Origin of the sequence: Catenuloplanes niger, assembly GCF_031458255.1 — a bacterium.
GTDB classification, from domain to species: domain Bacteria; phylum Actinomycetota; class Actinomycetes; order Mycobacteriales; family Micromonosporaceae; genus Catenuloplanes; species Catenuloplanes niger.
Window position 1 is genome coordinate 9,642,501 of record NZ_JAVDYC010000001.1, and the last position, 15,372, is coordinate 9,657,872.

11 protein-coding genes are annotated in these 15,372 nt (G+C 73.4%); 4 read left to right on the forward strand and 7 right to left on the reverse strand.

Annotation, left to right across the window (positions count from 1 at the left end; translation table 11 throughout):
- Nucleotides 1-710 precede the first annotated feature (710 nt).
- The 5 genes from J2S44_RS42435 to J2S44_RS42455 all read right to left on the reverse strand — a co-directional run bounded on the left by J2S44_RS42435 (nt 711) and on the right by J2S44_RS42455 (nt 6,974).
- Nucleotides 711-1,523: a carbohydrate ABC transporter permease gene (locus J2S44_RS42435; protein ID WP_310429283.1), complete on the reverse strand. Its 813-nt coding sequence runs from the start codon at nt 1,521-1,523 to the stop codon at nt 711-713.
- Nucleotides 1,520-2,395, reverse strand: coding sequence for a carbohydrate ABC transporter permease (locus tag J2S44_RS42440; protein WP_310429285.1), 876 nt, complete (start codon nt 2,393-2,395; stop codon nt 1,520-1,522). The genes J2S44_RS42435 and J2S44_RS42440 overlap by 4 nt, the downstream gene beginning before the upstream one ends.
- A complete protein-coding gene (locus J2S44_RS42445) occupies nt 2,392-3,636 on the reverse strand; it encodes an ABC transporter substrate-binding protein (RefSeq protein WP_310429287.1) in 1,245 nt (414 codons plus the stop codon). The genes J2S44_RS42440 and J2S44_RS42445 overlap by 4 nt, the downstream gene beginning before the upstream one ends.
- Nucleotides 3,637-3,849: 213 nt before the next feature.
- A complete protein-coding gene (locus J2S44_RS42450) occupies nt 3,850-5,646 on the reverse strand; it encodes a serine/threonine protein kinase (RefSeq protein ID WP_310429289.1) in 1,797 nt (598 codons plus the stop codon).
- Between the two features lie 167 nt (nt 5,647-5,813).
- On the reverse strand, nt 5,814-6,974 hold the full coding sequence (locus tag J2S44_RS42455; RefSeq protein ID WP_310429291.1) for an MFS transporter: 1,161 nt from the start codon (nt 6,972-6,974) through the stop codon (nt 5,814-5,816).
- 100 nt (nt 6,975-7,074) lie between these two features.
- On the opposite strand from J2S44_RS42455, the gene J2S44_RS42460 reads away from it, so the two are divergent.
- Nucleotides 7,075-8,532, forward strand: coding sequence for an aldehyde dehydrogenase family protein (locus tag J2S44_RS42460; protein ID WP_310429294.1), 1,458 nt, complete (start codon nt 7,075-7,077; stop codon nt 8,530-8,532).
- 256 nt (nt 8,533-8,788) lie between these two features.
- Nucleotides 8,789-9,793, forward strand: a complete 1,005-nt coding sequence (locus tag J2S44_RS42465) for a sugar phosphate isomerase/epimerase family protein (protein WP_310429296.1) — start codon at nt 8,789-8,791, stop codon at nt 9,791-9,793.
- 221 nt (nt 9,794-10,014) lie between these two features.
- Here J2S44_RS42465 and J2S44_RS42470 read toward each other — a convergent pair whose 3' ends face one another.
- Entirely contained in the window at nt 10,015-12,120 is a 2,106-nt protein-coding gene (locus J2S44_RS42470; RefSeq protein ID WP_310429298.1) for a M1 family metallopeptidase, read from the reverse strand.
- A gap of 133 nt (nt 12,121-12,253) precedes the next feature.
- Nucleotides 12,254-12,628 (reverse strand): DoxX family protein, encoded by a 375-nt coding sequence (locus tag J2S44_RS42475; protein WP_310429300.1) that lies wholly within the window; start codon nt 12,626-12,628, stop codon nt 12,254-12,256.
- 106 nt (nt 12,629-12,734) lie between these two features.
- Here J2S44_RS42475 and J2S44_RS42480 point away from each other — a divergent pair, with 106 nt between their 5' ends.
- Nucleotides 12,735-13,205 carry a MarR family winged helix-turn-helix transcriptional regulator gene (locus J2S44_RS42480; RefSeq protein WP_310429302.1) on the forward strand — a complete coding sequence of 157 codons (471 nt, stop codon included), beginning with the start codon at nt 12,735-12,737 and terminating at the stop codon, nt 13,203-13,205.
- 40 nt (nt 13,206-13,245) lie between these two features.
- Nucleotides 13,246-15,357, forward strand: coding sequence for an Hsp70 family protein (locus tag J2S44_RS42485; protein ID WP_310429304.1), 2,112 nt, complete (start codon nt 13,246-13,248; stop codon nt 15,355-15,357).
- Nucleotides 15,358-15,372: the final 15 nt, after the last annotated feature.

Here is a 15,372-nt window from a genome sequence, read left to right on the forward strand (position 1 = left end):
GTGTCCCGATCCCGCCCGACAACCGTCCACAAGGCACATAGGGTGGTCATCGACTCACGGAGAGGGGTCAATGGTGCCGCGGATTCACGTCACCGCGGATGACCTCGCACGTGTCCGGCTCGCCCCGGCGGCCGACCCCGCTGGGAGACGCTGCTCAGCGCGCACACGCTCGGCTCACGTACCGCCGGCGGGATGTTCGGCGACCGGGCCCGGAGTGCGCGACCCGCGGCTGCCCGCCGACGCCCGGCTGCTGTTCCAGCCGGCCCCACCGGTCGGTTACTCCGCGGACTTCCTCACCCCGGCCGGCGGCAGCGTCCGGCTCGAGGACGGCATCGAGACCGTGCCGCACACGCCGCGGCACCGGCTCCGCACCGACCTGGCGCAGCCGGCCGGCCGCACCCGGTCGCCGAGGCCGTGCGGTTGCTCGCCGACGGCGGCGCCGCGGGGCTGGCCCGGCTCGGTCGGAGCCGGTTCCGCCCGGTGCCGGAGAGGACCCACGCCAGCACCGCAAGCCCGCGGCGCGACGCCGGGCACGTGGTGCGGCGGGAGCGAGCTCGGCGCAGCACGTGCCCGGCGGTGGAGGCCGCGAGGGTTTGTCCTGGCCACGGCGGGACCGGCAGGGAGGAGCGCCAGCGACGACCGGGGCCCGCGGGAGCATGCGGGCCGCACCGCGCCGGGAGCGGGAAGATCGCCTCTGCGCCTTTGATCTTTCAGCCCTTCACGGCGCCGGCGGTGAGGCCGGCGACGATGTGGCGCTGGACCAGGAGGAAGAAGACCACGGCGGGCAGGGTGAAGAGGAGGGCGGCGGACATGACGGTGGGCATCGGGGTGACGAACTCGCCGACGAAGGAGGCCAGGCCCTTGGAGGCGGGCCACTTCTCCTCGTCGACCATGAAGGTGTTGGCGAGGAGGAACTCGTTCCAGCTGTCGAAGAAGGCGAGGACCGCGGCGGCGGCCAGCGACGGTGCGGTGAGCGGGAGGACGACGCGGCGCAGCATGGCGTAGCGGGAGCAGCCGTCGAGCGCGGCGGCCTCCTCGATCTCGCGGGGGATGGCGTCCATCGCGGTCTTGATGATCCAGACGGCGACCGGCATCGCGAACGCGGTGTTGCCGAGCACCAGGCCCCACAGGTTGTTGAGCAGGCCGAGGGTCAGGAAGAGCGCGTACAGCGGTACGACGATCAGCGCCTCGGGCAGCATCTGGGTGGCGAACAACGCGAAGCCGAGGACGCCGCGGCCGCGGAACGAGAAGCGGGACAGCGCGTACGCGGCGAGGACCGCGAGCGCCAGGCTGAGCACGGTGGTGCCGGCGGCCACGAACGCGCTGTTGGTGAGCCAGCGCAGCATCGGGGCGCCGTCGACGGCCGCGGTGAACGCGGTGCCGAGCCGGGTGACGTCGGGCAGCCAGTGCACGTCGCCGCCGAACAGTTCGTCCTGGCGGCGGGTCGCGGTGACCACCATCCAGTAGAGCGGGAAGCCGGCGACGACGACGAACGGGACGAGCGCGATGAACCGTACCCTCATGTCAGGTCCTTTGCGGTGGAGCGGCGTTCGGCGAGGGCGTAGGCGACGGTGGCGGCCGCGGACAGCAGCAGGCCGATCGTGCCGGTCGCGGCGGACCGGCCGAGGTCGGACTCGAGGAACGCGGTGCGGTAGACGTCGATCACCAGCGTGGTGGTGCGGTCGACCGGGCCGCCCTGGGTGAGCAGCCAGATGATCTCGAAGCGGCGGAACGACCAGATCGTCATCAGCAGCGCGATCACGCGCAGCGTGGGCACCAGGAACGGCCAGGTGACCCGGCGGAAGACGGTGGCCGGGCCGGCGCCGTCGACGACCGCGGACTCGACCAGTTCCCGGGGTACGGTCTGCAGCGCGGCCAGGACGACCAGCAGCACGAACGGGAAGACCTTCCACACCGACACCGCGGTGACCGTGGCCAGCGCGTAGGCGGTGAGCCAGCCGTGCCGGCCGAGTCCGGCGGCCTCGGTGACGCCGTTGAGCACGCCGTCGTCGTGGTTGAGGATCCAGACGAAGATCAGCGCGACCGCGACGGTCGGCGCGGCCCAGGGCAGGGTGAGCAGCGCGCGGAGCGTGGTCCGGCCGCGGAACGACCGGTCCAGCAGTACCGCGCCGGCCGTGCCGAGCAGCAGCGCGCCGGCGACGGTGGCCGCGCTGTAGAGCAGCGTGACGCCGAGCGTGCCGGCGAACCGTGGGTCCGCGAACAGCGCCGCGTAGTTGTCCGTGCCGACCCACTCGCCGGCCGCGGGGTTGAGCAGCCCGGTGTCGGTGAACGACAGCCAGACGCCGTCGAGCAGCGGCCACGCGGTGAAGACGAGCAGGTAGAGCGCGGCCGCGGAGGCGAAGATGTACGGGGCGAGCCGGTCGGCGCGGGTCACCGCAGCTTCTCCGCCGCCTCCTGGGCGCGGGCCAGCGCGACGGCCGGGTCCGCGCCGTCGACCAGCACCTTCTCCACCTCGGTCAGCACGATGTGGCGGATCCGCGGCGTGGCGGTCTCGAAGCCGTCGATCACCGCGTCGGTGGACAGCGCGGCCTGGGCCTGGAACGTGGGCACCCACGGGTTCGCGGTGACGAACTCGGCCGGCGGGGTGGTGTCGGTGCCGAGCACGCTGGCGCCGAGCGCGGCCGCGGCCTGCTTCTGCGGGTCCGCGCCGTAGAACCAGCGCAGCCACTTCTTCGCGGCGGTCTTGTTCGTCGAGAACGCGTTGATGCCGACGAAGAAGCCGGCCTGACCGCTGGCCCTGGCCGGGAACGGCAGCGGGCTCGCGCCGACGCCGGTGCTCGGCACGACCGTGTTGCCGGCGACCATGGTGGCCAGCGCGGAGCTGTTGTCGATCATCATGCCGACCGTGCCGGCCTTGAACTTGGAGCGGAACGTGGAGGCGTCGTCGCCGACCGCCATCGCGCCGCTTTCGTACATGTCACGGAACGCGGTGACCGCGGCGACGTTCTGCGGGCTGTCGATGGTGAGCGCGCCGTCCCGGGACCAGGCGCCGCCGAAGCCGTACGACCAGTTGGAGAAGTCGATCCACCAGGGCGCCTCCTCGTTGATCTGGTGCCGTACCGCGAAGCCGGGGTTGCCGGTCTTCTCCTTGATCGTCTTGGCGGCCGCGACCAGGCCGGGGAAGTCGGTGGGCGGCTGGACGCCGGCCCGGTCGAGCAGTGCCGTGTTCCAGAACAGCGCGTAGTTGACGATCTCCCAGGCGTAGCCGACCTGCTTGCCGTCGAGCACGCCGGCGTCGTTGGTCGCGTTCAGCGCGGCCCTGCCCGCGTCGTCCAGCACGTCGTCGAGCGGTTCGAGCGCGCCGGCCTCGGCCAGCTCCGGCAGGAACGTGTCCGGGACGATCAGGATGTCCGGGCCGCCGCGCGCCCCGATCTGCGTCTTGAGCGTGCTCTCGTAGTCCTTGCGCGCGATGGCCTGCTGCTTCAGCGTGACCGCGGGATCGGTCGCGGTGTAGCCGTTCACCGCTTGCCACAGCGCCTCGCCGCGCCCGGGTTCGAGCCACTGCCAGTTGGCGAAGACCAGCTCACCGCTGCCGCTGTCGTCCGCCGGGCCGCCACCGCAGCCGGCGGTCAGCGCGACGGTGAGGAGCACGGCGGCGTATCGACGCAGGTTCATCGGAGGCCCCCATCCACGAACCAGGTTCGTTAGTAGTTCATTTACTGGTGAGCGTGAAGCTTCGCGATGACCTCCCGGTCCGTCAAGAGCGACGCATGCGCATATACGAACCTCTGACAGGCGTACGGGGGCGCATTGCTGGACCGGCATTTACGAACCTGCGGACGGCCGTACGCCTACCGCGAATATCGACAAAAGGTACGGCCTGCTCGCTCACCAGTCGGCGCGGCGGACCAGCGCCCATTCGTGGTCGTCGCCGGACACGCAGTTGACCAGCGTGAGGTGTGCGCCGTTGTCGCCGTCGCCCTTGCCGAAGACGTCGAGGCACAGGCCGGAGGCGGTGTTGACGAGCCAGTAGTACTGACGGCCGTCGGAGGTGAGCTTCGGATCCAGCCGGTAGTCCTGGTTGTCCTGGTCGTAGCACTCGCGTTCGACGACCGGCGTGGCACGTGGGACCGTGCCGACGCCGTCGACGTCCAGGCAGAGCCCGTCGGCGGTGTTGCGGATCCAGTAGAGCTGGTGTCCGGACCGGTCGGCGCCCCGAGGCACGAACGAGAACTCCTGGTTGTCCGCGGTCGTCCGGCAGACGTCCTGCAGAACCGGCTGGTTCGGTGCGCCGGCGGCGACGCCGTCCAGGTCCACGCACCGACCGGTCCGCAGGTTGTGGACGAGGTACGGGCCGTACACGGACTGGGTGGCGTCCGCGGCGCTGACCGGGGGCCGGCCGTCGAGGCCCCCGGCGGCCACCGCGGGCTTCGGCGTCGGCGTGACCTCGGCGGAACGGGTGGCCTCGAGCGTCGGTGACGGGGTGGACGACGGCGCGGGCGACGGGGACGCGGCCGGGCTGGGGGCGGCGGCGGTGGGCGACGCCGGGAGCGCGATCGGCGGCTGCGCCACGGGGGCGGAACCGGCCGGCTGCGCGCCGGCGCGGCCGCGCTGCTGGAGGACGACGCCCGCGCCGCCGAGGAGGGCCAGGACCAGAACGGCGACGGTCGCGGCCAGCACCGCGACGGTACGCCGGTGCGGTGCCGGCGTGGCGCCGGCCGCCCCGGCGTCGAACGCGGCCCGGGCCTCGGTCTCCGTCCCGGTCCCGGTGTCGTCGGTGTTGCTCGGGGTGGGTGCCGTGATCGACGCCTCCGCCGAGGCGGACCGCAGGTCCGGCCGGCCGTCCAGCGCGCCCGCGGGGACGTCGCCCAGCAGCTGGTCGAGCAGTTCCCGCGCGGTCGGGCGGCTCGCCGGGTCCGCGGCGAGCGCGCGTTCGGCGAGCCGGCGCAGCGGTCCCTCCGCCATCCCGTCCAGGCGCGGCGGCTGGCTGATGATCCGGGCCATGGTGGCGATCGCCGTGCCGCCGTCGAACGGCGCCCGGCCGGTCCCGGCGAACACGACGACGCACCCCCAGGCGAACACGTCCGCGGCGGGCGTGACCGGGCCGGCCTCCTCCGCGAAGCGTTCCGGTGCCATGTAGTTCACGGTGCCCAGGTACACGCCGGTCCGGGTGAGCCGCTCCTGGGCCGCCTCCAGCGCGTGCGCGATACCGAAGTCGATCACCTTGGGGCTGCCGGGCGCGAGCAGCACGTTGCCCGGCTTCAGGTCCCGGTGGATCACGCCGGCGCCGTGGATCGCGGTCAGCGCGGTCGCCACGCCGATCGCCAGCCCGTGCAGGTTCGACGGGTTCAGCGGTCCGCGCTGCCGCACCTCCTCGTCCAGCGTCGGCCCGTCGACGTACTCGACGACCAGGTACGGGCGGGCCGCGTCCGGGTCGGCGTCGAGAACCTCGGCGGTGCAGAACGGCGGCACCTGCCGGGCCCGGGCCACCTCGTCGCGGAACCGGCGTCGGAACTCCGGGTCGCCGGCCACCTCCGCGTGCACCAGCTTCACCGCGACCCGCTGCCCGGCCTCGTCCTGGGCCAGGTAGACCACGCCCATGCCGCCGGCCCCGAGCCGCCCGACGATCTCGTAGTCGCCGACGCGAGCCGGGTCACCCTCCAGCAGCGGCCCCAACCAGCTCACGTCGTGCTCCAAACAGTCCCGTCGATCACGGCTGCCACGCGCCGGGCATGGTATCAGCCGATCCGGACGGTCGGCCGGTGCGCGGTGCCACCGCGATCCGGCCGGAATCCCGGCGCACGGCGCCCGCGGCCGAGCCTCGACCGTCCAGCCGTCCGGTGGTGCGGCGGTCACCCGTCGGAGGAGCGTCCACTGTGCACGACCGGTCGCCGGAGCCGTTCCGCCGCCGGGGTGCCGAGCGCGAACGCGACCGCGCCCAGTGCCGCCGTCACGCCGCAGAGCAACAGCGTGGTGCGATATCCGAACCGGTCGACCGCGACGCCGGCCAGCACGCCGGAGACCAGCAGGCCGGCCGTGGTGGCGTTGGAGAACAGCGTGGTGGCCCGGCCGGTCGCCGGCGCCAGGAGGTCCTGGAAGTAGCGGATGCCGGCCGCGCCGACGACGGCGATCCCGACACCGCGCAGGACCTGCCCGGCCACCAGCATCGGCATGCCGGTGGACACCACCGTGACGGCGAAGTAGCAGACGAACGAGCCGAAGCCGCCGAGGATCAGCGTCCGCTGACTGACCCGCTCGGGGACGGCGGCGAGGCCGAGCGTGGCGACCACCTCGACCGCGGCGCAGACGCTGTAGAGCACGCCGACCGCGGCCGGCCCCTGGTCCAGCGCGCGCGTGACGAACAGCGGCAGCGCCAGGCTGCCGGCGAACATGGCCGTGAAGAACAGCGTGACGGACGCGGTGAGCAGGACCGGCGTGCCGCCCGGCGCCGGGTGCACGGTCGTGACCGGACCGGGCCGGGGCACGGTGAGCACGACCAGCGCGCACAGCACGAACACCGCGGCGGCCATCTGCATCAGCGCGTCGTAGCCACCACGCGACAGCACGAGCGCGCCGAGCAGCGGCCCACCGGCCCAGGCCAGCGACCAGGCCGTGCGCAGCAGCGGCGCGGAGCGCTGCCCGGCGGCGCCCTCGCCGAGCACGGCCCGGGCCAGCGTGAACAGCTGCGGGAACGCCGCGCCCATCGCGCCGAGCACGGTCGCCGCCATCAGCAGCAGCACCGGGAAGCTGGTCACCCGCGGCAGCACCAGATATCCGGCGGCGCCGAGCAGGATCACCACGACCGCGTACCGGCGGGCGGGCCGCCGGTCGAATCGCCGGCCGAGCCACCAGCTGATCGTCATCCCGGCGATCGCGAACACGGACGACCACACGCCGATCCGGATCGGGGTCAGGCCGGCCTCGTCCGCACCGAACAGCACGATATAGGAGTTGATCATTGAGTCCGCGACGCCGAGCAGCAGGACGGCGGCGAACAGTGCGACGACGGGCATCGATCATTCGTACCGTTCCGGCCCGGCCGACGACACCGAATTACCCGGCGATATTGACTAGCATGACTGCGTAACCGAGATCTGCGGAAGGACGCCCGCCATGGAGGACATCCACGCCACGATCGCCGCCCTGGGTCACCTCGTCGACGGCCGGATCGTGCGGAACGACGCGACGTTCCCGGTGGAGAACCCGGCCACCCGCGCGCCGGTCGGCGACTGCCCGGACGCGACCGGCGACCTGGTCGACGCCGCGGTCGCGGCGGCGCGGCGGGCGCAACCGGGCTGGCACGCGGCCGGCGAGCAGGAACGGCGCCGGGTGATCGGCGCGATGGCCGCGGCGCTGACCGCGCGCCTGGACGACGTGGTCGCGGTGTCCGCGCTGGAGAAGGGCGCGACGGGCGGCGCGATCGAGGCGTACGGCGGGCCGGCGTTCCTCGGGCATCACGCGACCGCGCCGCTGCCGGTCGACATCATCGAGGACAACGACGAGCGGCTGGTACGGGTGGTCCGCAAGCCGGTCGGCGTGGTCGCGGCGATCACCCCGTGGAACTCGCCGATCCTGATCGCGTGCGTGAAGGTGGCCGGTGCGCTGCTGGCCGGGAACACGGTGGTGCTGAAGCCGTCGCCGTTCACGCCGTTCGCCACGCTGCTGCTCGGCGAGATCTGGAAGGACGTGGTGCCGCCCGGCGTGGTCAACATCGTGGCCGGCGGCGACGACACCGGGAAGGCGCTGGTCGCCCACCCGGACACCGGGCTGATCTCGTTCACCGGCTCGGTGGAGGCCGGGCGGCAGATCGCGGCGGCCGCGGCGCCCGCGCTGAAACGGGTGCTGCTGGAACTCGGTGGCAACGACGCCGCGATCGTGCTGCCGGACGTGGACGTCGACCTGGTCGCCGCGCAGCTGTTCACCTCCTCCATGATCATGAGTGGTCAGGTGTGCGCCGCGGTCAAACGGCTGTACGTGCACGAGTCGATCTATCCGCGGATGGTGGAGGCGCTCGCCCGGCTGGCCGACGCGGCCACGCCGGTGCCGGAGTCCGCGGGCGGCTCGTTCGGCCCGATCTCCACCCGCCCGCAGTTCGAGCGGGTGCGCCTGCTGCTCGACGACGCGCTCACGCACGGCGCGAAACCGGCCAACGCCGGGGCACGGGCGGACGAGGGCGGCTACTTCCAGGCGCCGATGATCCTGACCGGGGTACGGCCCGGCATGCGGGTGGTGGACGAGGAGCAGTTCGGGCCGCTGCTGCCGGTGCTCAGCTTCCGCGACGTGGACGAGGCGATCGCGGCCGCGAACGACACGCCGTACGGGTTGTGCGGCTCGGTCTGGACGTCCGACATCGCGGCCGGTGAGCGGCTCGCGGCGCGGCTGGAGTGCGGGACCGCGTACGTCAACACGCACGCGGAGGTCGCGCCGCACATCCCGTTCGGCGGCGTGAAGGACTCCGGGATCGGGCGCGAGTGCGGGACGACCGGCGTCGACGGGTACGCGGAACTGCAGACCCAGTACGTCTACAAGAAGCCGTCGCGGGTCCTGGAAAGCGGCGATCGGGTCGGCTAGCGTGGGTCCCGGATCCGCGGGTGTGCCCGCGGGCCGACGGCTCGGGCGGGAGGCGCAACCCGCCCGGGGTGCTGAGCACCGGTTCCCGGTGCCGAATGAACCGTCGGCCCGGCCGGGGTGCGCCGCGGCGGGTCCGGGAACGGCCACCCTCGCCGCCGTTCGGCTGACCGCCGCCCGGCCCTGTCGCCGTGGGCACCCGGCGGTCGCCGCGCACCTGTCGCTGCATCAGAACGCGGGCACCGAGGGAGACAGACACATGGCGCGACCGATCACGCTGTTCACCGGCCAGTGGGCGGACCTGCCGTTCGAGGAGGTGTGCCGGCTCGCCTCGGAGTGGGGCTACGACGGGCTGGAGATCGCCTGTTGGGGTGACCACTTCGAGGTGGACAAGGCGCTGTCCGACGAGTCGTACGTGGACCGCAAGCGCGAGCAGCTGGCCAAGCACAACCTGCAGGTCTTCGCGATCTCCAACCACCTGGTCGGGCAGGCCGTCTGCGACCACCCGATCGACGAGCGGCACCAGGACATCCTGCCGGCCCGGATCTGGGGCGACGGGGAGCCGGAGGGCGTGCGACAGCGCGCGGCCGCGGAGATCGCCGACACCGCGCGGGCCGCGGCGAAGCTGGGCGTGAAGACCGTGGTCGGGTTCACCGGCTCGTCCATCTGGCACACGCTGGCCATGTTCCCGCCGGTGCCGCCCGCGATGATCGAACGCGGCTACCAGGACTTCGCCGACCGGTGGAACCCGATCCTGGACGTGTTCGACGAGGTCGGCGTGCGGTTCGCGCACGAGGTGCACCCGTCCGAGATCGCCTACGACTACTGGACGACCAAGCGCGCCCTCGAGGCGGTGGGCAACCGGCCAGCGTTCGGCCTGAACTGGGACCCGTCGCACTTCGTGTGGCAGGAGCTGGACCCGGTGAACTTCATCCTGGACTTCGCCGACCGGATCTACCACGTGGACTGCAAGGACGCCAAGGTCCGCACCGGCGACGGGCGGCGCGGCCGGCTCTCCTCGCACCTGCCGTGGGCGGACCTGCGGCGCGGCTGGGACTTCGTCTCCACCGGCCACGGCGACGTGCCGTGGGAGGACTGCTTCCGCGCGCTGAACGCGATCGGCTACAACGGCCCGCTGTCGATCGAGTGGGAGGACGCCGGCATGGACCGCCTGGTCGGCGCGCCCGAGGCCCTGAAGTTCGTCCGGAACCTCGCCTTCGACGCCCCCGACGCGGCCTTCGACGCCGCGTTCTCCTCCCGCTGACGTCCCGCCGGTCCGCACCGCCGGGGCCGAGCGACGCCCGGGCGGTGCGGGCCGACACGCCCGGCGTGGACCGGTTCAACCGGTGCGGACCGGTCCAACCGGTGCGGACCGGCGCGGTGGACGCGGGCCGGCCGCGGGTTCCGAAGTGCTTCTGGACCCGCGGCCGGATGCGGTTCAGCGGCGCGGCGTCGGCGGCACCGGCGTGGCGTCGGCGGCACCGGTCAACGGCGCAGTTTCGGCTGCAGCGGTCCGGGCAGCACCGGCGCCGCCTTCGCGGCCGGGGCCGCCGTGGTGACGGTCGGCTTCGCGGCCGTGAACAGCCACTGCTGGAACAGGTCGTCCAGCTGCTGGCCGGAGACCCGCTCCGCGAACGCGATGAACTGCGGCGTGGTGGCGTTGCCGCCGGCCCGCGACGACGCCCAGCCCTTCAGGATCCGGAAGAACGCGGCGTCGCCGACCCGGTTGCGCAGCACGTGCAGCGTCATCGCGCCGCGCGTGTAGACCGCGCCGTCGAACAGCCGTCCCGGCCCCGGGTCACCGATCGCCAGGTTCCAGAACTCCGACTCCGCCGGGATGTCCGCGTAGGTGGAGTCGAAGATCTCCTGCGGCGTGCTGCCGCCCTCGCGCTCCGACCACAGCCACTCCGCGTACGACGCGAAGCCCTCGTTGAGCCAGATGTCCTGCCAGCGGGCGAGCGCGACGCTGTCGCCGTACCACTGGTGGGCCAGCTCGTGCACGATCACGGCGGCCGCGCTCTCCGGGCCGCTGAAGAAGCCATTCGAGTAGATCGGCCGGGTCTGCGTCTCCAGCGCGAAGCCGAGCCCGTCCATGTCGTCGACGATGCCGCCGGACGTCCGGAACGGGTACGGCCCGAACGTGTCCGCCAGGAACGCGATGATCTCGGGCTGCCGGGCGAACGCCGCGTCGATCACGTCGCCGGTCGTGGTGGCGTCACCGGTGGTGCCGGTGCTCCACTGCGCCGGGTTCGGCGGGGAGCCCGCCGGCGGGCCGCCCGGTGTCCAGCCGTCGAACGGGTCGCCGTCCTCCTCGAAGCTGGTGCTTCCCTCCCCGGTGGAGACGACCACGTCGTCGACGAACGCGCCGGCCGGGGTGATCAGGTCGTCGTTGACGTAGGTGAGCGAGACCTCGACCGGGCCGCCCGACCAGTCACCGAGGTCGACGGACCACTCCTGCACGCCGTCGCCGGCACCGGTGGCCGCGTTCCACGCGCCGGTGGTGCCGGTCGCGGACGCGCAGCTGCCGTCGGCCGCGGGCGTCAGGTAGTGCAGCAGGAACGGGTGCAGCGCCTCCGCGTACGCACAGACCGCGCCGGTCGCGGTGGACGTGTGCCCGTTCGCGTCCGGCAGCGTGGTCCAGTCGTCCTGGCCCGGCGTACGCGCCTCGACCAGGAAGAAGTCCCACTCGTTCTCGAGCGCGAGGGTGGCGTCGAAGCCGATCGTGGCGCCGCCGGCCGGCACGTCGACGACGCGGGTCAGCCGCCGGTAGCCGGGCTCGCCGGTGCCACTGAGCGCGAACCGCTCACCCGTGCTCGGCGTGGCGGGCGGAGCGTACAGATCGGGGTCGACCGCGTCCCAGTAGCGGATGCCACCGGACCGGTACGCGTTCAGCCGGAACTCACCGACATTGGCCGTGACCAGGTAGGACGCCATCGGCTCGGGCGCGTCCCAGGTCCAGGTGGTCCAGCCGCCGCGGGTGCGGGTGCCGGTGAGCGCGCCGTTCGCGACCGCCTCCAGGCCCTGCGGCACGGTGAGCCTGATCGTGTAGGCGGCCTTGTCGATCGGGTGGTCGTTGACCGGGAACCAGGTGGCGGCCACGTCCGGCTGGCCGGCGATGAGCACGCCGTCGTCGGTGTGGAAGACACCGGTCCGCCCGAGGAGCGGGTCGTCGATGGTCCGCGGCACGCCGTCGTACCGGACCACCACGGTGAACGGCCGGTTCTTCGGCAGGCCGCGGCGGGGCGTGACGGTCAGCTCGGCGCCGTCGCGGGACCACCGGGCGGGCGCGCCGTCGACGGTCAGCGACCGGATGGTCAGCCCGTCGAGGTCGAGGTTGAACGCGGAGAGGTGCTGCGTGGCCCGCGCGCTGATCGTCGCGGTGCCGGCCAGCACGTCGGTGGCCGGTGTGTAGCGCACGTCGAGGTCGTAGTGGCGGACGTCGTAGCCGCCGTTGCCGTCGAGCGGGAAATACGGATCGCCCGCTCCGGGTGCGCCGGGCCGGAACCCGCCGCCGTGTGCCGCCGCGCCCTGCGCGCCGGTCAGCAGCATCGCCAGGATGACGGTGCCGATCAGGGTCGTTCGTCGCAGCATCCATGCCCCCATGCAGGTCGATTCCGCCGGTGCCCCGCAGGGGACACTAGCGCCGAATCACGATCGAGGCATGCCCATACCTGACTCCACGGAAAAGTGGTCACGATGTCGTGGCACCGTGACCACCCCCGGGTCAGAACGCGTACGGCCCGAACCGGCCCCAGGCGACCACCGCGGCCAGGACCAGCAGCACCACGTTCGGAGCCAGCGCCGGGAACTCGCCGCGCCGCACGTGCACCACCATCGCGCCGGCCATGGTCAGCGCCAGCCCGGTCGCGGCCAGCGGCACCAGGACCGGCGCGATGCCGGTCACCGCGGGCAGGATCAGCCCGATCGCGCCCAGCACCTCCACGGCGCCGATCGCCTTGACCGCCGCGGGCGGGAAGTCCCCGGCCCAGCCCATGCCGGACGCGATCAGCTTCTCGCGCGGCTGGATCAGCTTCATCGCGCCCGCCATCAGAAATGCGGCCGCGAGCAGCGCGGCGATGACCCACAGAACGATGTTCATGATTCCCCAAAGCGTAGGCTCAGTTAAGCAGTAAAGCGAACCGTAGCGTTCGTTACTTAAACATGCAAGTTGGGATCACTTCAGCGTTGAAGTTATACTGGCCAGCGTGAGCGACGAACCACGCTGGCTGGCAGCCGACGAGCTGGCGGCCTGGAAGACCACCGCCGGCCTACTGTTCGCGCTGCCCGCCGCGCTCGACGCCCAGCTGCAGCGCGACGCCGGGATCAGCCACTTCGAATACCTGATCCTCGCCGGCCTGTCCGAGGCGCCCGAGCGCACCATGCGGATGAGCACGCTCGCCGTGCTGTGCGCGGGTTCCCTGCCGCGCCTCTCGCAGGCGGTCTCCCGCCTGGAGAAACGCGCGTGGGTACGGCGGACGCCCGACCCGGCCGACGGACGCTACACGCTGGCGGTCCTCACGGAGGACGGCTGGGACAAGGTCGTCGCGACCGCGCCCGGCCACGTCGCGGAGGTCCGCCGGCTCGTCTTCGACCCGACCACCAAGGCGCAGACCCGCCAGCTCGGCGACATCGCCAGCCGGATCATGCGCACGATCAACCCGGGTGGCGACTGCTGACCGTCGCCCCGGGTGGCGCGTGAGCCGTACCGTGTCCGATGTGAACGCGGCCGCGCGGCTCGGCATCGACTTCGGCACCTCGCACACCGTGGGGATGCTGGCGGCCGGCGGGCGCCCGCCGGTACCGCTGCTGTTCGACGGCTCACCGCTGCTGCCGTCCGCGGTCTGGGCCGATCCGTCCGGCCGCCTGATCGTCGGCCGCGACGCCCGGCACGCGGCACAGACCGACCCCGCCGGTTACGAGCCGCACCCGAAACGGCACATCGACGAGGAGACGATGTTGCTCGGCACCGCGCAGCCGGCCGTCGAGTCGGTGATCGCCACGGTGCTCGGGCACGTGGCCGCGGAGGCCGGTCGGGTCGCCGGGCGGCCGGTCGGCGCCGTCGTGCTCACCCACCCGGCGGCGTGGGCCGCGCAGCGCCGGCAGCGCCTGGAGTCCGCGGCCCGCACCGTCTTCCCGGACGTCACGCTGCTGCCCGAGCCGATCGCCGCGGCCGGTTACGTGGTGCACCGGGCCGCCGCGCGCATCCCGCCGGGCGGTCAGGTCGTGGTCTACGACTTCGGCGCCGGGACGTTCGACGTCTCCGTGGTCCGCGCCGGGCCGGACGGGCTGCGCGTGGTCGCCTCCGAGGGCCTGGACGACACCGGTGGCACGGACGTCGACGCCGCGATCGTCGAGCTGCTCGGCCGCACGTTCGCGACCCGCGACCCGGCCGCCTGGCAACGCCTCGCCGCCCCGGCCACCCGCGCGGACCGGCGCGCCGCCCGGACGCTGTGGGACGGCGCCCGTACCGCCAAGGAGGTCCTGTCCCGCGCCACCTCCACCGTGCTGCACGTGCCGATCTTCGACGAGGAGGCCCCGCTCGGCCGCGAACAGCTCGACCAGGCCGCCCGCCCGGTCCTCGAGCGCACGCTGGTCGCCACCCGCCGCGTGATGGCCGGCGCGGGCGGCGCACCCGCGGGCGTCTTCCTGATCGGCGGCGCGAGCCGCATGCCGCTGACCGCCTCGCTGCTCCACCAGAGCCTGGGGGTACGCCCGACGCTGCTCGACCAGCCCGAACTGGTGGTCGCGGAGGGCGCGCTCTACGCCACCGCACCGGCCGCCGGCAGCGCGCCGCCCACCGCCGTCCGGTCCCCGGCCCGGCGACCACCGGCCGCTCCCCCGCCCGCCGCGCACCGCCCCGGGCATCCGGTGGGCGGGCGGCGAGCGGCCGGGACGCCACCGGGCGCGTCCGCGGTGCGGCCCGAGTCGGTGCCGCCGCGGAGCGGCGGGCCATCGGTCCCACCGCCGGCCGGCCGGCCACCGGCGTTGCCCGGTCAGCTCCCGCCGCGCGGATATCCGCCGGCATCGCCCGGACCTCCGGCCGCCGACGGGCACCGGGCGGCACCACCGGCCGGACAGCCGCAATCGCCGCCGCCCGGGCTCAGTGCGGCGCCGCCCGGGCTCAGTGCGGCGCCGCCCGGGCTCAGTGCGGCGCCGCGGACCGGGCACCCCGCAGCACCGGTTCACCGGCCGGCCTCGCCGTCCGGCTATCCGGCGGTCATGCCGGCCTCCGGCGCACCGGCCGCCGGCGTCCCCGCCTCGTCCGCCCGGCGCGGCCTGGTGGCCGCCGTCGCCGTCGTCAGCGTCCTCGCCGTGGCCCTGGCCACCTCGATCACCGTGCGCGCCGCCGCCACCGGCCGCTGGCCGTTCCCGGCCGGTCCGTCCCCCACCCCGTCGATCAGCCCCGGCCTGGACCCGTGCGTGGTGGGCGTGTGGAAGCAGCAGAAGTACGTCATCGAGAACACCGTCGACGGCGCGCCCACCGACTTCACCGGGTACGACACCGGCACCGACACGTACCGCCCGGACGGCACCTACGAGGTGGTCTACCGCGGCAGCCCGTTCCGGGCCACGGTCCGCGACGACCGGTGGGAGCACGTCGTCACCGGGCGAATCACCGGCCGGTACACCACCACCGGGGGCAGGCTCACCCCCAGCGGCGCCACCGCCACCGGCACGTCCGAGCTCCGCGTCAACGGCGAACTCGACAACTCCCGCGACCTCACCGCCACCGACGACCCGTCCTCCTACGCGTGCCACGACGACACCCTCGTCATCCACGGCACGTTCTACGGCGTCGAACTCACCCGTACCGCGGAAACGCCCTGAGTGCCGGCAACGGCG

Coding starts and splice junctions, on each gene's coding strand:
- J2S44_RS42435 (WP_310429283.1), bottom strand. CDS start 1,523: ATGAGGGTACGGTTCATCGCGCTCGTCCCGTTCGTCGTCGTCGCCGGC.
- J2S44_RS42445 (WP_310429287.1), bottom strand. CDS start 3,636: ATGAACCTGCGTCGATACGCCGCCGTGCTCCTCACCGTCGCGCTGACC.
- J2S44_RS42455 (WP_310429291.1), bottom strand. CDS start 6,974: ATGCCCGTCGTCGCACTGTTCGCCGCCGTCCTGCTGCTCGGCGTCGCG.
- J2S44_RS42460 (WP_310429294.1), top strand. CDS start 7,075: ATGGAGGACATCCACGCCACGATCGCCGCCCTGGGTCACCTCGTCGAC.
- J2S44_RS42465 (WP_310429296.1), top strand. CDS start 8,789: ATGGCGCGACCGATCACGCTGTTCACCGGCCAGTGGGCGGACCTGCCG.
- J2S44_RS42470 (WP_310429298.1), bottom strand. CDS start 12,120: ATGCTGCGACGAACGACCCTGATCGGCACCGTCATCCTGGCGATGCTG.
- J2S44_RS42475 (WP_310429300.1), bottom strand. CDS start 12,628: ATGAACATCGTTCTGTGGGTCATCGCCGCGCTGCTCGCGGCCGCATTT.